This window comes from Cobetia sp. L2A1 (genome assembly GCF_009796845.1).
Lineage (GTDB): Bacteria > Pseudomonadota > Gammaproteobacteria > Pseudomonadales > Halomonadaceae > Cobetia.
This window is the reverse complement of record NZ_CP047025.1, coordinates 3331291-3354550: the sequence shown is the minus strand read 5'-3', so window position 1 is coordinate 3354550 and position 23260 is coordinate 3331291. Positions and strand designations below refer to the sequence as shown.

Sequence of the window (23260 nt, the reverse complement as noted above, 5' to 3'; positions counted from 1 at the left end):
CTGAGTGCTCAATACAGACTCGCAACTGACAGACCAGCTAGCGTAGAGTTGGCACCTTGCCGAGCTTGGCGTTCGCACAATAGCATGGGAAAAAGCATGAATGAGCAGTCGGCAGGTTGTCCGTCGCTAGCAAGGGTCGAGTCCAGACAAGGCAGTCTGTGGCAGGTATATGCAAGGCGTACTCTCACGTTTGGCGCAGTTGTGCTGGCGGGAATGATCGGCCAGGCAGCCATCGCTGCCGAGACGACCTTCATGCCAGGTGAGCGTCATTTCCTCGCGGCCAATGACTGTCTACCGGCACCGAAGGGGGCCGTGGTACTGATGATCAATGGCGCTGTTACTTGTGGCAATGCCGGCACTAGCACCTCACCTCAGGCGCACTTCGATATGGACATGCTGGAAGCGTTGCCTTCCCGCGTGATGGCTACTCATACTCCCTGGACACAAGGCCGTGTCATCTTCAGCGGTCCGCTGATACGTGAGCTGATAAACCGTGTTGCCGATAAGGTCACTTCACTGAAGGTGAGTGCTCTCAATGAATTCTCCGCCGATATTCCCATCAGTGATATCGAAGACTATGACGTCTTGCTTGCCACCCAGCGTGATGGTCAGCGAATGCCGGTGCGTGATCTTGGGCCGCTGTTCATTCTCTATCCTTTCGATGCTCATCCTGAACTGCTCAACGAGCAGATTCGCTTTCGTAGCGTATGGCAGGTCAACGAGTTGAATATAAAATGATGGCGCGGGTGGTGCTTTCTCTCGTCAACACCATTGACCGCAGTGCCAGTTATCTTCGGCATGCCTGTGCAATAGCGTTTACGAAGGCGTGGTCATTTGCTAGCCCTTGAATCTGGAGTCATGCAGTGAAGCGGCAGCCGGACTCATCACCGCCACCTGATCAGCAGGAGGAGGCGTCACACATCGCGTTGTCATCTGATGCCACGGATGCGCTGACTCCTGCCGCTCAAGCGCGCTGGCCCTTGTGGCTGGGCATGGCCATCAGTATTGCCTGCCTGCTGGCTGCGTTGGGGGTAGGCGGCATCACGTTGCATAACCAGGTCCGCCTGGAAGATCGCACGCGCGATGATGCGGTTTGGTCCATCTACCAGCTGGATCGAGAAGCGATTAGCTTTGCCTCCATGATATCCCGTTATCCCAAGGCAGGTGAGCCGGAACGGAAGCTGATCTGGCAACAGACATTGCAGACTTACGAGCTGCTCTACAGTCGTACCTATATCTTCCGTCGCGGTGATTTTCAACGTCATCTGATGACGTTGCCGGCGGTGCCGTTGCTGGCCGATGAAATAATGAATCAGGTCGACTATATCGATACACGGCTAGCGCCTTGGCGCGACACCGATGCGGCGCCGGATACGGCCAGTATTGAGGACCTGCAAGAGCTTGGCGATGCCGTTACCGATTCGACTCAAACACTATTGCTGCGTGTCAGGGCACGATTGGCGGAGGAACTGACGACCGAGCGCCATGGTCGTGACCAGCTTGTCCGACTGATGCTGTTGCTGTTGGGGTTGATGCTGCTGGCCACGTTGATGGTCAGTCGACAGCTCTGGTTGCAGGCTCGCGGGCGCGAGAAATCCCGGCAACAGCTATTGATGCTGTCTTCTGCTCTCAAGCACGAGGCCGCGCGTGCCGAGCAGGCCAATCGCGCCAAGTCGGATTTTCTGGCCACCATGAGCCACGAGATTCGCACGCCGCTCAATGGGGTGATCGGCATGAGTGAGTTGCTGCTTGCCGAGCCGCTGGACTGCAGTGCTCGTCGTTATGCTACCAGCCTGCGCGATAGTGGCGAGGTCTTGATGGGGCTGGTCGATGACGTACTGGACTTTTCCAAGATCGAAGCCGGCAAGCTGAGTGTCGAGCGCCGTCCGTTTGATATCCATCTGGCGATCAATGGCGTGATTGATCTGCTGTTGCCGTTGATGGACGACACGCGAGTGATCTTTGTTGACCGTCGCTCTCCTCTGCTGCCAGAGCACGTGATGGGCGACTCGGTGCGTCTGCGTCAGGTGTTGCTCAACCTGCTCTCCAATGCCTTCAAGTTCACTGAGCAGGGGGAGGTGAGTCTGCGGGTGGAGTCATTGCCAGCTGGCCGTATCCGTTTTGAGGTCGATGATACTGGCATTGGTATCACTGATGAGCAGGCCGCTCATTTGTTCGAGCCTTTTACTCAAGGTGACCTGTCAACGGCACGACGTTTCGGCGGCACTGGACTTGGACTCTCGATTTCGCGCCGTCTGGTCGAGCTGATGGGAGGGCGGCTGGGTGTCAAGCGTCGCTCCGGCAAGGGAGCCTGCTTCTGGTTCGAGCTACCGCTGACACGAACATCGAGTCTTCTCGAGCCACCGGATGATTCACGCGCTTTATCGCGTAGCCGTGGCGAGCAGGTGCTGGTGGTCGATGATAATCACATCAACCGTGAAGTGGCGCGTGCGATGCTCAGTGGGTTGGGCTATTCGGTGGCTGCGGTTGAGAGCGGCAAGGCAGCGTTAGCCTGGCATGCAAGCCATCGGGACGTCGTGCTGGTATTGCTTGATCTACGCATGCCCGAACTGGATGGCTTTGCAGTCGCGCGCCGTTGGCGCTCACTGGAGCGCAGCGAAGAGCGCCCACCCAGCTTGATTGTGGCCATGACCGCCAATGTTGAAGCCGGTGAGCGGGCACGTTGCCTGGCCGCGGGCATGAACGATTTCTTGTCCAAACCCATGCGACGTCAGCAGCTCGCAAACATGCTGGTGCGCTGGCAGGTCGATCAAAAAGGGAAATGGCGCATCGCGCCTTCTGAGGCAGAAGGCTTCGAGGCGGCAACGTTCGAGCAAGCCTTCCATGGCGTGAACAAGACCAGGACAGTGACAGCAGCACCGAACGTTGCCTTTCAGCAGCCGAGAGGCGTGAGCACAGCGGCCAGCGCATCGGGCGAGGAAAGGGCTCTGCACGATGAGTTGGATGCAGACAGCATTGCAGCGTTGGAGCAGGTCTTTGACGAACAGTTGAACCAGCAGTATCAGCGGCTCACGCATGCACTGGATTGCATGGACCTTGCCCAGCTTCGCCATGAAGCGCATCTGCTGAACGGCAGTGCTGCCACGCTGGGTCACGTGCTCCTGAGCGATGCCGCTCGGCTGCTTGAGCAGCAGTTGGCAGCGCATGCACCTCGTGCGCGTATCGAAGCCGCCGTCAGTGCATTGCTGGCCGAGATTCGTGATTATCGCGTGACAGACAATGCCTGATGCGCATGCCTCGCTATCAATACATTCACATCCGCGGTGGGATTTAGCGCTGACGGCCGTGCTGAGTCCCTGCCAGGCGTCGGCGTAGTTCGCGCTCGACCAGTGTGACACCTGGAATGGTTTTGCCCTTGATGGCCTGCAATGCGAGTGCCAGTGTGGTGTCGGCAATACGCTGGTGGCACTGGGGTAATGAGTGGATGGGCAGCGGCAGGAAATCCAGCAGACGGTCATCGCCAAAGCTGGCCATGGCCTTGGGTGGATTGGTCGGCGTCCCGTCACTGAATAATACGTCGAGCACACCATCCATCAGAGTATAAGAGGCCGTCACGATGGCCTCAGGCATGGGCGAATGTTCGAGATAAGCCTTCAATGCCGTCGCGCCAGCATCGCGCTCATAACGTGCGGCATGCAGCGTCGTCTCTTCTATCGGTAGACTGCCCGCTTGATCGCGATAATCCTTCAGCGCTGCTTGCATGCCTTGGGCGCGCTCCTGTGAAATCGCCATGTCCGGCAGCGCATCCAGCCACAGCAGTCGCTGCGGGGAATGCTCCAACACGGCGGCCGTCAACTGGCGCGCGGCATCTTCATTGTTGCTCACGACACTGGCGAAATGATGTGTATCCAGCGCTCGGTCAACGCCGATGACAGGGAAGCCATCCAGCCCCAGTTCGCGGTAGAAGGGGTCTTCCGGAGCCAGACAGCTAGCCGTGATCAGCGCATCCACGCGACGCGCCTTCAGCATGCGTGCCAGTTCACGCTCGGTATCCGGCACATCGTCAGAGCAGACAATGAATAGCTGATAGTCACGCTCGCGTGCGCCGCGCTCCAATAGTTTGGCCAGCCGTGCATAGCTGGCATTTTCCAGGTCCGGCAGCATGAATCCCAAGGTGCGACTTTCACCACGTCGCAGCGCCGCCGCTTGTGCATCAATGCGATAATGATGGCGTTGCACCACGGCCATGACTCGCTCCACGGTCTGTGGACTGATACGCCGTGCCCGTGCCTGTCCGTTGACCACATAGCTGGCGGTGGTCCTTGATACGCCCGCGAGGCGAGCGATTTCTGCCAGGGTCATGCCGCTGTCCTTGCTGAGGAAGTGGGCCGCTTGCCGCGACACCGTGACAAGATGATGCGTACTTGTGAAGCCAGGTGCAAATTATTGACGCTATCCCTTATCACAGGCGGGCCTACGCCCAAGGTATAGTAGGGAATAGCGGGTTTTGGCAGCTTATGACTTGATAAAATCCCATAATCCCTCCAGCATCAAACTCAATAGGTGACACGATTCATCTAAGTGTCATCGCCGTGATGATATGTGCCATTCCATTAGAGCCCGTCTGTGAGAGGGGCCTCCAGGAGCCTGCCATGCTCAGCCTTGATCGTGAGGATATCTTCCTCGCCGCCCATGCCAGTGACTGGCGTGATGCTCTACAGCAGGCCGCCGATGCGCTGGTAGCGGGTGGACGTGCCACACCCGCCTATCGCGAGGGACTGCTGGCCCGCGAGGCACAGTCTTCGACTTATCTGGGGCAGGGAATCGCGATTCCTCACGGTACGCCCGAGAGCCGTGAGGCCGTTCTCGCGACGGGGGTGCGTGTGCTGCAATTCCCGCAAGGGGTGGAGTGGCATGATGGCAATCGCGTCTATCTGCTGGTCACGATTGCTGCCCAGTCTGATGAGCACCTCGATATTCTACGTGCGTTGACTCGTGTGCTAGACCGAGAAGGCGTCAGTGAGCGTTTGGCAACCGCTCGCGAGCCGGAGCAGATTCTCGCGGAGCTGGGCCAAGAGGTGAAACCGGCGCGTCTGGACGCTGATACCGTGCTGGCGGGCTTTCCCGCGCGTGATCGTGATGAGCTGATTCTCGCGGCGGCCGCGCGGCTGCGCCAGGCCGGTTGTGTCGGTGATGACTTCATCGGCGCGATGTTGTCGGCTGAACCGCGTGCGTTAGGGCAAGGCATCTGGCTGGTGCAATCAGATCGAGACGTGTCTCAGGCTGGACTGGCCGTCGTGACTCCCGAGAAAACACTGGAGACGCGTCACGGACGCATCAATGCACTGGCCTGTCTCGCGCTTGAGACGCATCAACAACAGCATCGTCCGCTGCTCGAACGTCTACTCATGTTGCTGGAAGACGGCAATGGTGAGCGCCTGCCCGGCCTCACGGCATCCGCCTTGCTGGCGCGGTTGTCGGGTGAATCTACCTCGGCACAGCTGGCCCGCGTGACACTCCTCAATGCACACGGCTTGCATGCGCGTCCGGCGAAGCAGTTGGTGCAGGCCGCACGTGACGCCGGTGAGCGCTACGGTGTAATTCCGTCGCTACGCCTTGAGGAGGGCGGGGATGGAGTCGTCAGTGCCGCCAGTTTGACCAAGGTGTTGGGACTGGGCGCGCGTCGTGGTCAGACACTGGTATTCAGTGTCGCGGGGGACGATCAGGCCAAGGGTGAAGCCGCGCTGGCGATCATGGTCGCCGTGGTGGAGGCAGGGTTGGGTGAAGCCGTTGAGCCACTGGCGGACCAGCGCCCGACAGCGGGTGTCTCCGTGATGGAATCAGCCGAGCAGGCGCCGGACATACAGGCACCGGCGGCGGATAGTGTGGTACCTGCCGTGGCAGCGTCACCGGGCATGGCGATTGCTCCCTGCTGGGTCATGCGCCTGCCGCGCTTTGATTACGCCGCAAAAAGTGATGCGGGCGCGGATAGCGAGGCCACACGCCTTGATGTCGGCATCCAAGAGGCGCGTCTGCAGCTTCAGGCACTGGTCAATCGTGCCGATGGAGCCGAGATGGCCGAGATTCTCTCGATGCATGAAGAGATGCTTGGGGACCCGGAGCTGTTCGCCGCCGCACGTGAAAGTCTTGAAGAGGGCAGCAGTGCCGAAGCAGCCTGGTGGTCGGCCATCGACAGTGCCGCCCGCGCGCAGGAAAACCTGGCAGACCGCCTGCTGGCCGAACGCGCCGCAGATCTGCGAGATGTCGGGCGTCGCGTATTGGGCGTTCTGACACAGACGCCGCTACCGAGAGCACCGGAAACACCACACGTGCTGGTGACGGAGGATATCGGACCGTCTGATGTGGCGCGCCTTGATACCACACGTGTTCGCGGACTGGTGACAGCATTGGGCGGTGCGACCTCCCACAGCGCCATCCTGGCACGCTCGCTGGGCATTCCGGCCGTGGTCGGTGCCGGCCAGACGGTGTTGGCGATTGCCGATGGCACTGAGCTTATTGTCGATGGTGAGCGGGGTCGCGTTAGCGTCGCACCTTCTGTCAGTCGCCGTGCACGTGCTGAAGAGGCCATTGCTGGCCGCGAGCAGCGTCAGGCTGCCGCATGGGAAACCCGCATGGAGAGGGCAGTGACACGTGATGGCCATCACGTCGAAGTCGTCGCGAACCTGGGGAATACTGCGCATGCCGGTGACGCCGTTGAGCGTGGCGCGGAAGGTGTGGGACTGCTGCGCACCGAGTTCGTCTTCATGGCACATCCGCAGGCACCGGATCTGGCGACACAGATTGCCCAGTACAGTGAAGCGTTGGATGCTCTCGATGGCCGACCGCTGGTCGCACGTACGCTGGATGTTGGCGGTGACAAGCCGCTGTCCTACTGGCCGCTGCCGCGGGAAGACAATCCCTTCCTGGGTCTGCGCGGCATTCGGCTGGCGCTGACACGCCCTGAGGTGCTCGAGACCCAGGTACGAGCGTTACTGACAGCGGCCGGCGCACGGCCTATCCGCTTGATGTTCCCGATGGTGAAAGACCTCGCTGAGCTACGCGCTGCGCGTGTCATCGTCGATCGTGTACGTGACGAGCTGGATGCAGCGCATGAAGCCGAGCACGGCCAGCCGCTCACGCGTGATGTGCAGATTGGCGTGATGATCGAGATTCCTTCTGCCGCCTTGACGGCTGCCAGTATTGCGCCCGAAGTCGACTTCTTTTCAGTCGGCACCAATGACCTGACCCAGTACACGCTGGCGATTGACCGGGGCCATGCCACGCTTTCCGCTCAGGCAGATGGCCTGCACCCGGCTGTGTTGAGACTGATCGAAATGACGGTGAACGCAGCACATGCCCACGGTGCCTGGGTCGGGGTGTGCGGTGAGTTGGCGAGTGATGATCAAGCCGTCGGCGTATTGGTTGGACTGGGTGTGGATGAGTTGTCTGTCTCCAGTCGTCAGATTCCGCTGGTCAAGGCGCGTGTACGCGAGTTGGATCTAGCCACTGCGCGCGAACAGGCACGTATCGCACTGATTCAGCCGACATCTGAAGACGTGCGGCGCGAGCTGGAAGCGCTGCTTGACAGGGCATCTCATGAGTCGGGCGCAGCAGTTGATACCGTTAACCAGGAGTCGGTGTGATGGTAAGCGCGACGAAAGACGTCATGACGAACATTACCGCCACTGCCACTGAGGATGTGCGCGATGTGAGCACTTGCCCCGTGCTGTGCGTCACGCTCAATCCAGCCCTTGATCTGACCATTGCCTTGAGCAGTTTGACGCTGGGAAAGGTCAATCGAGCACAGGGCACGCAGCTGGAAGCTGCCGGCAAGGGTATCAACGTCGCGCGGGTACTGGCGTCTCTCGGACATCCGGTCACGCTGACCGGCTTTCTGGGGGATGAGAACCAGACCGACTTCACCGCAGCCTTTGCTGAGTGGGGTCTGACGGATGCTTTCGAGCGCGTGCCGGGCGCGACACGTATCAACGTCAAACTGGGCGAGGGCAGTGGCCGCGTGACTGATATCAACGGGACTGGCATGCAGGTGGACGCCACCGCTTTTGCATGCCTGGAAACCCGTATTGATGCGTGGATTGATCAGCGTGGCCCTGGTGGCGGACGTGATGATGAACGTCCGCGTAGTGCAGTAGTGATCGCCGGCAGCCTGCCACCGGGTATCACGCATACCCAGCTGTCATCACTGATCAGTCGCGTGCAGGCCCAGTCGGTGGATTGCTGGCTGGATACCAGCGGCGCGGCGTTGGAAGCTGGCCTCACGGCACGTCCTACCGCCGTCAAACCCAATGAGCAGGAGTTGGCGCTGTGGGCTGGAGAGCCATTGGACAGTGATGCCGCCCGCGAGCGGGCGCTGTCCCGACTTGGGGAACATGGCATTCGTGAAGCACTGATTTCTGCCGGACCAGAGGGTGTGCTATGGGCCAGTCCTGGCGCCGATACGCTGCGTGCACGGCCGCCGCGTATGCAGGTTGTCAGTACCGTATGTGCCGGCGATACATTACTGGCCGCCATGCTGCACGGCGTGCTGTGTTATCCCGCAGCCTCATCCATCACGCGTGAACAGATATTGCGCTTTGCAACGGCCTTGTCGGCTGAGGCAGTGACGCACCCGGGGCCTGGCAATCCGCTCGCTCCACAGATGAAGACCCTCCAACAACATACCAGCATCGAGACATTGGTCCCCGCCGATATCGAGACAGCCGGAGAGCCACGCCAATGAATGTCATTATCGTCACCGCCTGCCCGAGTGGCATGGCGACTACCTTCCTGGCGGCGCGCCGTCTGGAGCAGGCCGCTCGTCGCCAGGGCTGGAACCCTGTCGTCGACATGCACTCTCAGCTTGAGGCTGAGATTACCCTCAGTCAGGCACAGTTGGATGCTGCAGAACTCATCATCGTGGCCGCTTCTCCAGCGGCAAGTGCAGGCCTTGAGCGCTTCATTGGCAAGCAGGTACACATTGCCTCCATTGAGGAAGCGCTTCCGGATCCCGAGGCTTTCCTGTTGATGGCAGAGTCGCGTGCTCGCCCGCTTGACAGCAGTGATCTGGCCAGTGCGGCGATGGCTCCCACTGCATCACGATCGATGGCTAGCAAAGAGATGCCGTCCATCGTGGCAGTGACTGCGTGTCCGACGGGCGTGGCCCATACCTTCATGGCGGCGGAAGCATTGAGCGAAGCAGGTCGTGCATTGGGCTATCCGATACGCGTCGAGACACAAGGCTCTGTCGGTGCGCAGGATGCGCTGACCGAAGAAGAGATCTTGAATGCTGAAGTGGTGATTCTGGCCTGTGATATCGAGGTTGACCCAACCCGTTTCTCTGGCAAGCGTGTCTGGCGTACCTCGACCGGCACGGCGCTCAAGAAGCCGCGCGATACCATTGAAGAGGCGCTTGCGGGAGCGGAAGTCCAGTCGGCAGGCAGTGAAAAGAAAGGCAGTGGTCAGCAACAGGGTGAGAAGCGTGGCCCTTACAAGCATCTGCTCACCGGGGTGTCCTTCATGCTGCCAATGGTGGTGGCGGGTGGTCTGATGATCGCGCTGTCCTTCATCTTCGGCATCAAGGCCTTCGAGCAGGAGGGCACTCTGGCGGCAGCACTGATGCAGATCGGTGGCGGTGCAGCCTTCAAGCTGATGATTCCAGTACTGGCCGGCTATATCGCTTATTCCATTGCTGATCGCCCGGGTATCACCCCTGGCATGATCGGCGGTTTGCTGGCCTCTACACTGGATGCCGGTTTCCTCGGCGGCATCATTGCCGGTTTCCTGGCCGGCTATACCGCGCTGGGTCTGAGCCGTTACGTCAAGCTGCCGCAGTCGATTGAATCGCTCAAGCCGATCCTGATCATCCCGCTGGTGGCGAGCTTGATCACTGGTCTGGTGATGATCTATGTGGTCGGTACCCCCGTGGCGAGCCTGATGTTGGCGCTGACCAGTTATCTGGAATCAATGGGGTCTGCGAATGCGGTGCTGCTAGGTATCCTGCTTGGCGCGATGATGTGCTTCGATCTGGGCGGTCCGGTCAACAAGGCTGCTTACGCGTTCGGTGTGGGTCTGCTCGCCAGCGAGACCTACGCCCCGATGGCCGCCATCATGGCGGCAGGCATGGTGCCAGCGCTTGGCATGGGGCTTTCAAGCTTCATTGCCCGTCGCAAGTTTGCCGAGCCGGAGCGTGAAGCTGGCAAGGCGAGTTTCGTGCTTGGCCTATGCTTCATCTCCGAAGGGGCGATCCCGTTTGCCGCCAAGGACCCGCTGCGCGTGATTCCGGCCTGCATGGCCGGAGGCGCGATAACGGGAGCACTGTCGATGCTGGTCGGTGCCAAGCTGGTCGCACCGCATGGCGGGCTATTCGTACTGTTGATCCCCAATGCCATCAATGTGCCGCTGCTGTATCTGGGCGCCATTGTGGCTGGCACTCTGGTCACCGGTATCAGTTATGCGCTGCTCAAGAAGGGCGCGCAGCAGGTCGAGACGGTTGCCGTGAGCTGAGAATGCTCATGGGCAACTGAACACTAAAAAGCCCCGCTCGGTTATTTACCCGAGCGGGGCTTTTTAGTGTCTGACCGTCTGCAGAGCTCTCTCTCTGAAGACGGTCAGATGGAGCAGCCCTGTCAGGACTGCTTGCCGATCACTCCTGGCATCACCGGTGCTTCATTGACCGTATCGTGACGCACGAAGGCCAGGTGCTGCTGATAGGCGGTAACGACTTCATCCAGCACCTGGGCGCGAGACAGGCCGTTGAGTTCCTGACCGCTACCCCCTTCGGAAAGGTGGACCGCCAGGCGCAGATAGAAGTCGTCATTGGCATCGATGAAGCTCGGTGTCTGCTGACGTACGGAACGTACCTGATAGACGAAGTTGGAGGTGTCCTCGAACTCGACTTCCAGCGTCACACGCGGCAGCGGCTCATCGTCGCTTTGCTCTTCCGTGACGCTAGATGCCTGGCCACGTCGGGTGAGCTCTTCTGCCAGCTGGTTGAGTGCCGGACGGACAGAGCGCTTGAGCGTTGCTTCGGCGCTGCCACTCTGGGCGAAGTCCAGCACGTGATCCAGGCGCTCATGCCAGTCGACACCTTCATAGACGCAGCTGTTGTCCTGGCGCACGTTTTCCTTGCGGTCTTCGATCATCAGTGCCTTGTACATCCCGATCATCATGAAGATCAATACGATGGAGAAGGGCACGGCGGTGATGACCACGGCGCTTTGCAGCGCACCGAGGCCACCGACCATCAGCAGCGCGAGCGTCAGCAGACCGATGATGGCGGACCAGAAGATACGCAGCCAGATCGGCGCATCGTGGTTCACATCCTTGAGGATGGAGGTGAAATTGGCCAGTACCAGCGCACCAGAGTCAGCCGATGTCACGAAGAACACGATGCCGAGAATCGCCACGACTGCAGTGGTGATGCCTGACAGCGGCAGCTGCTCCAGGAAGGTATAGATGGTGTTCTGTGGCGCATTCAGGGCTTCGGTAGCCAATGAGGTGACGCCCTGGTTGGCGACCATGTCGATGCTGGCGTTACCGAACACGCTCATCCAGACCATCATGAAGCTCAGCGGAATCAACAGTGCACCAAACACGAACTGACGAATGGTCCGGCCACGCGAGATACGGGCGAGGAACAGGCCGACAAACGGTGTCCACGCGATCCACCAGCCCCAGAAGAACAGGGTCCAGGAGCTCATCCACTCATCGGTATCCGGCGTGTAGGCGTAGGTGTCGAAGCTCTTGCTGACGAACTGGGTGAAGTAGTCGCCTATATTCAGTACCAGCGCATTGAGTAGCTGGGAGGTGTCGCTGACAGCCAGTACGAAAATCAACAACGCGGTGGCGAGCAGCATGTTGAATTCAGACAGCAGGCGGATGCCTTTCTCGACACCAGTGATCACCGAAATGGTCGCCAGCACCATCACGCCCACGATCAGGGCCGCCTGGACGGCGATGTTCTCGGGAATGCCCAGCATGAACTTGAGACCGTAGTTCAGCTGGATGACGCCGATGCCCAGCGAGGTGGCGATACCGAACACGGTGGAAATGATCGCGAAGATATCGACGGCGTTACCGATCGGGCCATTGATGCGGTTACCGAGCAGTGGATAGAAGGCCGAGCGAATGGCCAGCGGCAGACGGTGGCGATAGCTGAAGTACGCCAGTGACATGCCGGCAAGCACGTAGATGCCCCAACCGGAGAGCCCCCAGTGGAAGAAGGTCTCGACCATTGCGTTGCGAATCGCGACCTGGGTCATCGGGTCTCCGGTGACCGGCGCGACGTAATGGGAGAGCGGCTCCGCGATGCAATAGAACAGGATATCGATCCCGATGCCGGCGGCAAACAGCATCGCTGCCCAGGACATCAATGAGAACTCGGGGCGCGAATCATCGGGTCCCAGACGTATCCGTCCGAAGCGTGAGCAGGCGATCAATACGCCAAATACCAGATAGGAGACTATGGCCAGCATGTAGAACCAACCGAAGGTGTCGATGGTCCAGGCTAGCGCGCTGCCAATCCACTTGTCCGCTTGCTCGGTGAACAACATCGCGAAGGCGAGAAAGCCCAGAATGCCGACGATGGAACCGTAGAAGACGGTAGGGTTGATGCGACTCGAGGGCAGTGATGCGCTCTCGGCGGAAGCAGGTTTCTGCATGAGGAACTCCTGTCAGAGGAAAGATTCACTCGTGCTTGGTGCTTTCCTGAACGCTTTCCCCGCGCTATCGGCGTCGGGAAAATGCTCGGGAAAGACGGACACGAACGACACGCTCCGTGGCGATATCATGCGTCATTGCCAGGCATCAGACTGTTTGTCTGAACGCCGAGGGAAGCCACGGGATATCGACAAGGACGCCATGACTGATATGGCGTATCGGGAGACGAGAGGATTGCTGGGCATCTCACGGCAGACATCGAGATGCCATGAAACGGATTCGTGCGTCATGACGGTATAGCTATCGGGGAGCCGTCATGGCCCATTGTCTTGAGTATTGCCCTGGCGCGGTGGAGGAGGCTGAGCGTGTTTCCCGGGGTGGGGCACGTGTCTTGTTGAATCCTCTTGTCGTCATCACGCGAAGTAATACTCAAGGCCTCGCAGAATTATGTTAATTGATTGTTCAATAAAAATATAACCCCTCGCGCATAAAAATAGCGAACTACTGTCGTTTTCTCTTATAGCCTGTCGTGATTGAATCGGCTGCAGGCCACATGACAGCGCGTGCGACAGCTTTTTGCCATCGCCTGTCGCGATGGGACAGACGTATGTCGTCATTAGCATAAAACGACGCCGCCCCGACCACATTGGAATGTGATCGGGGCGGCGTTGGCCATGTCAGAAGGGATGAATCGTCACATCAGCGTGACGTTTGCCCGCTCATGTCGTGCGGTGATCAGGCCTTGGATGCCTTGTCGGAGGCCGGCTTGGTGTGGTCGCCACCGTGCTTCTGATCGTGCTTCGGGCCGTGATGCATGCCATTGGCCATGTAGGCTTCCAGGGCATCGAGCTGTTCAGCGGAGAGAACGTTGGCCAGTTTTTCACGGCCTTCCTTGCGCAGTTCCAAGCGTGCTTCGCGCTGCTTCTCGTGCTGAGCCTTGCGATCCGCCTTCGACATGTCATCAGACTTGGCTGCCTTCATGTCAGCACGCGCCTGCTTCATGCCTTCGTGCATTTCCTGACGCATGTCCTTGCGAATATCCTTGAGCGACTGCTCTTGATCGTCGCTGAGGTTCCAGCTAGCGATCAGCGCTTTCATGCCTTCACGCTGCTCATGCTCTGCCATCTTGTCACCGCGCTTATCGCGCTGGTGCATCATGTCCAGCACCTTGATCTGGTCGTCATTGAGGACCTTGGCGAGACGCTCGTGCTGGGTATCACGCAGTGATGCAACGGCAGCCTTACGGTCATCACGGGAGTCGAAAGATGTGTCCTTGAGCGCCGCCATGTCATCGCGCATGGCGCCGAAGCTGGACTTCAGACTGTCGCGCTGGCTGTCGTCAAGCTTCCAGCTGTCGAACAGTGCGTCCATCATCGCCATGCGTTCATCACCGCCGCGCTTCATGTGCTTGTCACCAGCCTTGGCCTGGTCACCTTTCTGGTGCTCTGCCTTACCGTCACGCTTTCCATCGTGCTTGCCGTGCATCGGCTTGGCGGCATCCCAATAGGCGTGCATCACCTTCATCTGGTTCTCGTCGAGAATCTCGGCGAGAGCAGCAGCGTGCTCATCGCGCTGTGCTTCCATGGCGTCATGACGCTCTTGGCGAGAATTGAAATCCTGATCCTTGAGCTGCTTGCGGCTTTCCATGCGTTGCTGCTGGAGCTCATCAAGCTGTTGCTTCTGTTCGTCGCTTAGGTTCCAGCTGGCCAGAATCTTTTCCATGCCTGCTTTGCGGTTGGACGAATCGTGTGCGGAATTCTTGGTATCGCTTGCTGCCATGGCGGTCATCGGCAGCGCCAGAGCGGTCAGAAGACCTGAAACGATGAGCTTACGAGAAATGCGATTCATGGCGTACTCCGTGTGTCGAAAGTAAAAGCCGGCATCATTCAGTCATGTCACTCTTGGGGGTAAATGTGCCGGATTTATGCAGTTGAGTAGAGAAACTGACGTATTGTCTGCTTCTGAATACCTTGAGAACGCTGCAGCTGTTCTCTTGTTAGGCAATTGCTCTGTGCTGCGGTAGTGACATCAGTATCGGACAGTAACGGGTACGAAATTGGCATTGCGGGTGCAACAAAAACGCAACCGCCGTCTGTGGGTACAGACGTCGGTTGTCATGTTTCAGTCATGTTTTCGCACAAACGTTTGAATCATGAGGGTTTCCACCCCACGGCTCGGCGTACAGGATGCGGGAGGTCATTCGAGCATGTCAGGCTCGAACTTGTAGCCAACGGCATAGATGGAGCGAATGACGTCACGGTCTGGCCAGATAGTGGCAATCTTGCGGCGTAGCTTCTTGACGTGAGAATCCACGGTGCGCTCCGAGACGATACGGTGATCGCGATACATGTGATCCATCAGCTGATCACGCGAGAAGATACGTCCCGGTGACTGCATCATCACCTTGAGCAGCTGGAATTCCACTGCGGTCAGACCTATATCCTGGTCATCTGCCAGTGCCTGCCAGCCATCCTCGTTGAGGCGTAGCTGCCCCTTGTCAGAACTCTCAGACAAGGTTTGCTCAAGTGCCTGACTGCGACGTAGCACGGCCTTGATGCGGGCCACGACTTCACGCGGGCTGAACGGCTTGCAGATATAGTCGTCTGCGCCCAGTTCCAGCCCTAGCAGGCGATCCACCTCTTCGACGCGAGCCGTCAGCATGATGATGGGTAGCTGGCTGTTTTCAGCGCGTAGCTGTCGGCACAGCGTTAGACCATCCGTTCCCGGCAGCATCAGGTCCAGCAGTACCAGTGACGGTGTCTCCTCGCGGGAGGCGGCGATTACCGCATTGCCATCATCGATGTGACGAGTGCGGTAGCCACTACCATCGAGATAGTCGCATAACAGGCTGGCGATCTTGGGCTCGTCTTCTACTACCAAGATCAGTGATTTCTGAGTTTGTGACAGGGCATCGGAAGTGTCGGTGTGAATGTCGCTCATGCTCAGAGATCCTTGAAGAGAAAAGTAACGGGTCGTGGAGAACGGTAAAGGGGTAGCGGTCAGCTCACCAGCAGAGGCAAGCGAATGTCCCAGCGTAATCCACCCAGTGATGACTGGCCCGGGATAAGCTGCCCATCATGTGCTGCCACTAGCGCACTGGCGATCGATAATCCCAGTCCTGAGCCGCCGCTGGTGCGATTACGCGAGTTCTCTACACGGTATAGACGCTCGGTCAGGTGAGTTAGTTCGGCCTCCGGCACACCAGGACTTGAATCTTCCCAGCGCACCACCGCCCACCCCGGATGGCTTTCGCCATCTTCGGCACGTGCACGCTCGCGATGCAGGCTGACTTTCAGCACTCCTGGTGCATCAGTATAGGCGCGAGTATTGCAGGCCAGGTTGCTCCACAGCTGATGTAGCCGCTGCAGATCACCATTTATCTGCAATGGCAGATCAAGATTGGTCTCGACGTGGATGCCTGCATCTCCCAGCCAGCCACTGAGGTCCTCAAGGCTGTCGGCAAGTTGGGTGTCGAGCGACAAGGGCTTGCGCCAAGCATTGAGCGTACCAGCATCGCTCTGCGCCAGCAGGCGTAGATCAGAGACTAACCGGTTGAGTGCATCCACTTCTTGGGCAAGCGAGCCAAGGCTTGCATGGCTCATGGGACGGAAGCCATCCTGCATGGCCTCTATTTCGCCCTTGAGCACCGCCAGCGGCGTGCGAAGTTCATGCGATATATCGCTGACCCACCGCTGGCGTGAGTCGCGATTGGATTCAAGCGTTGCAGCCAATGCATTGAAGTCACCGGCCAGGCGTGACAACTCGTCTCGACCGCGTATCGGGATGCGCGTGGCGTAATCCCCTTTGGTCAGTCGGCTGGCACCACTCGCCAGGTCACGCACGCGATGCCCCAACCACCAGGCAATACCTGCCGCCGCCAGTAATGAGGCAAAGGTCGAGGACAGCATGATGATGGCCAGGTTGCGTGACTGGCGGTCAAGATATTCGTCTTTGCTACGCTTCAACACCACACCGATCGGCAGGTAGCCGAGTTCACCTATCTTCTTGCCGTCGAGCTTCAAGGGAATGAAGCGCATGCCGGGTAATGGGCGAGGCGGGCCATTGAGACGTCGGCCATCTACATCTATCAACATGTAGTCTCGCGGTCGGCCGACCTCTTCTCCGCCGGGAGGCGGTGGCATGGGAGGGTGCTCCGCCGTCGACAGTGTCGGCTCGGAATGAACGATACGCCCCCAGACTCGACGGTCTTGCATCCATTGCCAGTCACCTGTCGTGCGATAGCTGTCGACAAGCTGACTGGATATGATTTGCACGCGCTCTTGCTGTGTGCGCTTCAGATAGTCCACGAAGCCTTGATCCATGCTGCGCGATACGAACAAGTAGATGCTGGTACCGATGACGGCATTGACGACCAGCAGGGTCACGAATAGACGTATCGACAAACGAGAGCGCATGGAGGCCAGGCGTTGAATCATGCTGAGTGCTCCTCTTGGGGCTCTTGACGCGGTGCCAATCCTAGCAGGCGGCGACCAGCGTGCTGGGCATCTTCCAGTAGCAGATAAAGTGAGGGTACGAGGATGAGCAGAATGACCGTCGCGAAGAGAATCCCGAAACCAATGGAGACTGCCATGGGAATCATGAAACGCGCCTGACGCGAGGTCTCGAAGATCATCGGCGCCAGCCCGAAGAAGGTGGTCAGGGTCGTCAGCAGTATGGGGCGCAATCGTCGGGTGGCGGCCTGCAAGATCGCTTCACGCGGGCTTGCGCCAGCGAGACGTTGCCGATTGGCATAGTCGATCAGCACCAGTGCATCATTGATGACGATGCCCGACAGCGCCAGCATGCCCATCAGACTGATCACGGACAATCCGTAGCCCATCAGCTGATGGCCGATGACAGCACCGATCAGCCCGAAGGGAATCGCGGACATGACCAGTAGCGGCTGCAGATAGCTGCGAAAGGGCAGCGCCAACAGTAGATAGAGCGCCGCCAGTGTCAGCAGTAGCGAGATCTTGAGTGAACCCAGGTTATCAGCGGTCTCTTCCTGACGGCCACCATAGCTGATGCTCAAGCCGGGATACTGGCTTTCAAGCTGTGGATAGACTTCCTGCTCCAGGCTGGTAATCACCTGGCTGACAGCATCCGATGGCGTGACGTTGGCGGTGATTTCGATCACGCGCCGCCCGTCGATACGCAAGATGCTGGAGGCTGCTCGTCCCTGCTCGATATCGGCGACCAACCCTAGTGGAACGCTGATACCATTGCTTGTCTGGACACCAAAGCTCTCGAGCTGCGCAAGGCTCGCGCGCTGTGCTTCGGGCAACAATACCTTGACCTCAACTTCACTACGTCCCTGCTGCTGCTTGAGCGCAGTCGCGCCTGAGAGCGGTCCCCGTAGCTGCTGGGAGAGTGTCGCCCCATCCAGTCCTAGTGAGCGGCCATAGGCATTGAGCTTGAGATAGAGTTCGCGCTTGCCATCATCCAGGCCGTTATCGATATCGGACAGTGAGCTGTAATCCTCTAGCGCAGCCCCTAGCGCACTGGCGGCATCCATCAGTGTGTTGTTATTCGTTGAAGACAATCGGATTGTCAGCCCGGCACCACGGCCCGGGCCACCGATATCGGACTCGAAGAGTAACGATTCAGTATTGGCGATATCTCCCGCCTCTTCCCGCCATGCGTTGATTACCTGTGATGGCGACCAGTTTTTTTCGACCGTGGTATCCAGATTGGCCACGATACTGAGAGAGTCGCCATCGATTTCCGCGCTAGTGGAGTAGATGGCGAGGCTGTCCTCACGGGCACGTACACGATCAAGCGCCGCCAGCAGCAGGGTACGCACCTCGCGGTCCTGACTGATCGGGCTACCCACTGGCAGATTGGCGGTGACTCCGGCGCGATTGGACTCCACGCGCGGCATCAGTGAGAAGCCGAGGCGGCCACTGGCCATCCAGGCGAGTGCAAGCACCAGCAGTGCCAGTCCACAGATGGCTGTCAGGCCACGGTAGTCCAGGCAGCGCTCGAGGAATGGCTGGAAGCGATGCCGGGTGAAGCGCTCGAGGTGCTGCTGCACGCTATGCCGCAAGCGATCTACCGGTGCCAACCAGCGTACAGGCTTCTCACTTGAATGCCCCAGATGGGCCGGCAGGATAAAGACGGCCTCGATCCAACTCAGGGCAAAGATAGTGATGACGACCAGCGGGATGATCCCGAAGACCAGCCCAAGAAAGCCGGGCAAGAATAGTAGCGGAATGAAGGCCACGATATTGGAGAGGATTGAAAACGCCAGCGGTACGGCAATTTCACGAGCACCGAGAATGGAGGCTTCGCGCAAGCTGGCACCACGTTCGCGATACGAGTGAATGTTCTCACCGACGATGATCGCATCATCCACCACGATGCCCAGCGCAATGATGAAGGCGAACATCGAGATCATGTTGATGGAAACGCCGACCAGTGGCAGGAAAAGCATCGCACCGAGGAAGGCCGTCGGAATCCCCAGCGTGACCCAGAAGGCCAGGCGTGCTTCAAGGAATAGCCCGAGTAATACCAGGACTAGCGCCAGTCCCATCCAGGCATTCTTGAGCAGCAATTCCAGGCGGTCTTGATAGACGAGGGAATCATCGTCCTCGACGCTCAGGGTGAGCCCGCGCGGCAGACTGGCTTGCAGGCTCGGCAGCATGGCCATGGTGGCCTCGGAGAGCGCTGTCGGGGTTTGCTTGCCGACCTGATAGATGTCGAGGCCGATCGCAGGCTCGCCGTCATAGAGCACTTCCTTGTCACTGTCAGCAAAGCCATCACTGACGATGGCGATATCGCCAAGTCGTATGACATTGCCTTCTTGGCTCGAGATGACCGGAAGCTGCGAGAATTCGACCGCGCCATCACGGCGCGCTTCATAGCGCACCAGATACTCGCCCTGTTGGGTATCCAGGCTACCACCGGCCAGATTCAGCGCTTGATTGCCGATCAGAGTGGCTACGTCCTGATGTGATAAGCCGTAGCGACGCAAAGCGCCTTCATCGAGGGAAACATGCACCTCGCGGTCGCGAATGCCGGTCAGCTCCACCTTTGTGATGTCACTACTGTCGAGCAGGCTCAGGCGCAGGCGCTCTGATACATTGCGCAGTGTCAGGTCATCCGTCTGACCATGCAGCTTCAGCTCCATCACGCTACGCGAGCGACCGGCCAACGAGTAGAGGGGCGGATCCGCTTCATCTGGCATGGTGGTAATGCTGTCGATGGCTTGTTGAATGTCCTGATAGACGCGCATGGTTTCCACGCCGTCCTGTAGTTCGATGGACAGAGTACCGAGACCTTCCTGCGCAGTGGCAGTGATCTCGTCGACCCCCTCCACGTCCTGAACCGCCGATTCCATCGCCTGAAGCAGACTTTCAGAGATTTCGTCCGGTGTTGCACCGGAATAGCTGACGCTGACGTTGATGATTTCGAGCTCAAAAGAGGGGAACACCTCTTTCTTGATCTGGCTCGACATCAGCAAGCCACCGAGAATGAGACACAGCATCAGCAGGTTGGCAGCGACACCGTGGTCATGCATCCAGCTGATCGGGCCCTTGAGGCGAGACGGTACCGTCATGAGTCGCTTCCCGTGGTTGAAGCGCTAGTGCTCATCGCCTGTGTCTTGCTCTTCGTGCCTGCCTCATCGGACGGCGCGGGCTGTGTGGCGGGCTGTGTGGCGGGAGTATCATCGCCTTGTGCACGAAGCGCCATGCCCGCTTCGACACTACTCAGCGCGCTGGTGATGACACGCTCGCCATCCACGAGGCCATCGGCCACCAGTAGGCTGTCATTGCCGAGATGACGCAGTCGAATGCTGCGTTTCTCGAGATAGTTGTCTGGCGTCAGTACCCAGACTTCCTGATTACTTCGCAGGGCGCTGATCGGGAGTTCGATCAACGATGCCGTGCGCGTAGGGCTTAGGCTGGCTTCGACGATATCGCCAATGCGCAGTGCTGGCGTACTTGTGCGTGCCTCGTCGGAGACCTTGAGAGCCAGTGGGTCATCCACGGCCACCATCACCTGCGTCAACAGGCCATTCTCTTCCAGCGACGGCAGTACACTCCAGACTTCACCGAGGCGATGCTGACCTTCTGGCCAGGCCTTGCTGGAGATCAATACCGGCGTTCCCTGACCATCCCGGGCATGGGTCGACAGCCACTCCATATCGGCCTGTGGCAGGTTGAGGCGCACCCAGAAGCGATCCGAGGCGACCATCGTCAACAGGTCCGTAAAGGCATTGATGTCGCTGCCTTCGCCGACCAAGCGCTCACTGACCAGGCCATCGAAGGGAGCGCGAATGTCGGTGCGTGCCAGATTGGCTCTGGCCTGATCACGACTGGCCGCGGCACTTTCCACCGTGGCTTGCGCCGATTTCAGTTGTGGCTCGCGCAGTACCAATGCCTTCTGGGCAGCGGGCAGATTGCGACCGAATGTCTTGTACTCGGAAGCAGCACGAATCTGCTCACCTTTCTCGGTGGCAAGGCTTGCCTGGGCAGTGGCGAGGTCCGCCTCGGCCTGACGCAATGCCAACTGGTAATCCACCTTGTCGACGCTGGCCAGCAGCTGGTCCTTCTTGACTTCACGACCTGCCTCTATCCCTTCAGGGAAGGCGGCCAGCAGCCCACTGACGCGAGTCGAGATGGTGGTCTCGCGATCGGCGATGATGCGCCCGAAACCCTCAAGTGTCGGGGCGCTCGTCTGATGATTCACCATTACTACCTCAACCGTCGGGGCAGGGGCTTCGGTTGCCGCACGTTTGGGTGCTCCGGGGCGATGAGTCATCCACCAGGCGGCCAGCGCGACTGCTAGCGCAAGAATGATCACGGCCAGCAGGCGCATCCAGATGAGGCGTCGTGACGAGGGCGGTGTCTTTTCGCCAGAGGCGGGCGGCGAAGGGGGCGTAGACGATTCAGAGTGAGTGTCCATAAGGACTCCAGACAGAGAAGGCAAGCCCATATGCGCATTCATCGAACGCTCAATGACAGGCGATCATGCGTAAAGAAGCAGGCGGAATAATGGATGGTGACATCATGCCATTATCTTGCCGTCTTGATCAGGTAAATAGCGTGTAAAAATCCCGTCAGGAGAGGCGGTGCGTCTGAGAAGATTGAATGGCTTTCGAAAGCAAAAGACTGCCACGCTAGGCGGCAGTCTTTTGGATAGAACGCAGATCAGCGCAGGAGGCAATCCAGAGAGTGCCTGACGGCTGTTACCTCTACTGGTGATCTACACGAACAGGCCGATCAGCAGTGCCATGGAAACCCCGATCACCCCGATCAGGGTTTCCATCACCGTCCAGCTTTTCAGCGTTTCTTTCTCGGTCAGTCCAAAGTAACGGCTGACCAGCCAGAAGCCGGAATCATTGACGTGACTAAGCACGGTTGCACCGCTGGCGATAGCGATTACCACTAGCCCCAGTACCGGCCCCGAGAGGCCAAGCGTACTGATGACCGGTGCCATCAAGCCTGCGGCGGTAATCATGGCAACGGTCGCGGAGCCCTGGATGACACGTACCCCAGTCGCAATCAGGAAGGCGAGCAGGATAGGCGGCAGGTTGCTGTCAGCCATCAGGTTGCCCAGCACATCGCCAACGCCAGAATCGATCAGCATCTGCTTGAAGACACCGCCGGCACCCGTGACAAGGATGATGATACCTGCCGGCTCCAGCGCCTTGGTCGCGACTTCCATTACCTGTTCACGTGTCATGCCACGACGGGTGCCGAGCAGTGTGAAGGCCATCAGTGTTGCTAGGCTCAATGCCACGAAGGGATGGCCGAGGAAGCCTAGCCAGCCGACCAGCGGGCTGTCGTCACCGAAGATGGCGCCGGAGACGGTGTTGAGCACGATCAGCGCCAGCGGCAGCAGCACGATGGAGAGAATCAGCCCGAAGCCCGGCGCACGGATCTCGACCTCTTCATCACTCATCACGCTGCCGGTGTTCTCCATGTAATCGGGGATCTTCGCGTCAATGCGCGCCGCGATGAAACGGCCGAAGATCGGACCCGCCACGATCATGGCCGGCAAGCCGCACAGGGTACCGAACAGGATGACGTAGCCGAGATCAGCGCCGATCAGCTTGGCGACCGCAATCGGGCCCGGTGTCGGGGGAATGAAAGAGTGAGTGACGGCCAGGCCAGCCAGCAGCGGAATACCGTAGTAGAGCAGCGAACGGCCACTGCGACGAGCCAGTGCATAGACCAGCGGCACCAGGATGATGAAGGCAACGTCGAGAAAGACGGGAATCGCGACCAGAAAGCCGGTCAGCGCTAGCGCCCACTGGGAGCGAGAGGTGCCGAAGCGCCCCAGTAGAGTATTGGCCATGCGATCTACGCCGCCGGACACCTCCAGCATCTTGCCGAACATGGCGCCAAGGCCAACCACGGTGGCAACAAAGCCGAGAGTGTTGCCCATGCCGTTGGTCACGGAATCAATGATGGCTTCCGGTTGCATACCGGTAGCGAGGCCAACGCCAAGGCTGACGACCAGCAGTGCCACGAAGGCATGCAGGCGCAAGCGCATGACGAGATATAACAGCAGCAGAATACCGCCGAGGGCGGCCAGGATGAGGGTGCTATCTGAGGACATGATGGCGAACTCTTGCGGCTGGTAATGACCCTAGGGAAGGGCACTACCCAAAGGCGTATTGTAGGAGGCGTGTTTC

The 23260-nt window shown here is 59.0% G+C and carries 13 protein-coding genes; 5 read left to right on the top strand and 8 right to left on the bottom strand.

What is annotated here, in order from left to right:
* Nucleotides 1-96 precede the first annotated feature (96 nt).
* Both GQR90_RS14305 and GQR90_RS14300 read left to right on the top strand, forming a co-directional pair.
* Nucleotides 97-738: an oxidoreductase gene (locus tag GQR90_RS14305; protein WP_158774695.1), complete on the top strand. Its 642-nt coding sequence runs from the start codon at nucleotides 97-99 to the stop codon at nucleotides 736-738.
* A 125-nt stretch (nucleotides 739-863) separates the two neighbouring features.
* Nucleotides 864-3248, top strand: a complete 2385-nt coding sequence (locus GQR90_RS14300) for an ATP-binding protein (RefSeq protein ID WP_158774694.1) — start codon at nucleotides 864-866, stop codon at nucleotides 3246-3248.
* A gap of 43 nt (nucleotides 3249-3291) precedes the next feature.
* Here GQR90_RS14300 and cra read toward each other — a convergent pair whose 3' ends face one another.
* Nucleotides 3292-4323 carry a catabolite repressor/activator gene (gene cra, locus GQR90_RS14295; RefSeq protein WP_158774693.1) on the bottom strand — a complete coding sequence of 344 codons (1032 nt, stop codon included), beginning with the start codon at nucleotides 4321-4323 and terminating at the stop codon, nucleotides 3292-3294.
* A 290-nt stretch (nucleotides 4324-4613) separates the two neighbouring features.
* On the opposite strand from cra, the gene ptsP reads away from it, so the two are divergent.
* Genes ptsP through GQR90_RS14280 form a run of 3 tightly spaced genes read left to right on the top strand, consistent with a single transcriptional unit; the run spans nucleotide 4614 to nucleotide 10464 of the window.
* Nucleotides 4614-7604 (top strand): phosphoenolpyruvate--protein phosphotransferase, encoded by a 2991-nt coding sequence (gene ptsP / locus GQR90_RS14290; RefSeq protein ID WP_158774692.1) that lies wholly within the window; start codon nucleotides 4614-4616, stop codon nucleotides 7602-7604.
* A 23-nt stretch (nucleotides 7605-7627) separates the two neighbouring features.
* The gene (locus GQR90_RS14285) at nucleotides 7628-8701 is read left to right on the top strand and encodes a 1-phosphofructokinase family hexose kinase (RefSeq protein ID WP_158774691.1); all 1074 of its coding nucleotides are present in this window, start codon (nucleotides 7628-7630) and stop codon (nucleotides 8699-8701) included.
* Entirely contained in the window at nucleotides 8698-10464 is a 1767-nt protein-coding gene (locus GQR90_RS14280) for a PTS fructose-like transporter subunit IIB (RefSeq protein ID WP_158774690.1), read from the top strand. Before GQR90_RS14285 ends, GQR90_RS14280 begins: the two co-directional genes overlap by 4 nt.
* Nucleotides 10465-10586: 122 nt before the next feature.
* Here the strand turns inward: GQR90_RS14280 and betT are convergent, their stop codons facing one another.
* From betT to GQR90_RS14245, 7 genes are all read right to left on the bottom strand, one after another.
* A complete protein-coding gene (gene betT, locus GQR90_RS14275) occupies nucleotides 10587-12620 on the bottom strand; it encodes a choline BCCT transporter BetT (RefSeq protein WP_158774689.1) in 2034 nt (677 codons plus the stop codon).
* A 733-nt stretch (nucleotides 12621-13353) separates the two neighbouring features.
* Nucleotides 13354-14466 (bottom strand): Spy/CpxP family protein refolding chaperone, encoded by a 1113-nt coding sequence (locus GQR90_RS14270; protein WP_158774688.1) that lies wholly within the window; start codon nucleotides 14464-14466, stop codon nucleotides 13354-13356.
* Nucleotides 14467-14814: 348 nt separating this feature from the next.
* The gene (locus GQR90_RS14265) at nucleotides 14815-15558 is read right to left on the bottom strand and encodes a response regulator (protein WP_158774687.1); all 744 of its coding nucleotides are present in this window, start codon (nucleotides 15556-15558) and stop codon (nucleotides 14815-14817) included.
* A 59-nt stretch (nucleotides 15559-15617) separates the two neighbouring features.
* A complete protein-coding gene (locus GQR90_RS14260; protein ID WP_158774686.1) occupies nucleotides 15618-17054 on the bottom strand; it encodes an ATP-binding protein in 1437 nt (478 codons plus the stop codon).
* Nucleotides 17051-20176 carry an efflux RND transporter permease subunit gene (locus GQR90_RS14255; protein WP_158774685.1) on the bottom strand — a complete coding sequence of 1042 codons (3126 nt, stop codon included), beginning with the start codon at nucleotides 20174-20176 and terminating at the stop codon, nucleotides 17051-17053. Before GQR90_RS14255 ends, GQR90_RS14260 begins: the two co-directional genes overlap by 4 nt.
* Nucleotides 20173-21525, bottom strand: a complete 1353-nt coding sequence (locus tag GQR90_RS14250; RefSeq protein ID WP_158774684.1) for an efflux RND transporter periplasmic adaptor subunit — start codon at nucleotides 21523-21525, stop codon at nucleotides 20173-20175. The genes GQR90_RS14255 and GQR90_RS14250 overlap by 4 nt, the downstream gene beginning before the upstream one ends.
* 300 nt (nucleotides 21526-21825) lie before the next feature.
* Nucleotides 21826-23184, bottom strand: a complete 1359-nt coding sequence (locus GQR90_RS14245) for a GntP family permease (protein ID WP_158774683.1) — start codon at nucleotides 23182-23184, stop codon at nucleotides 21826-21828.
* Nucleotides 23185-23260 lie beyond the last annotated feature (76 nt).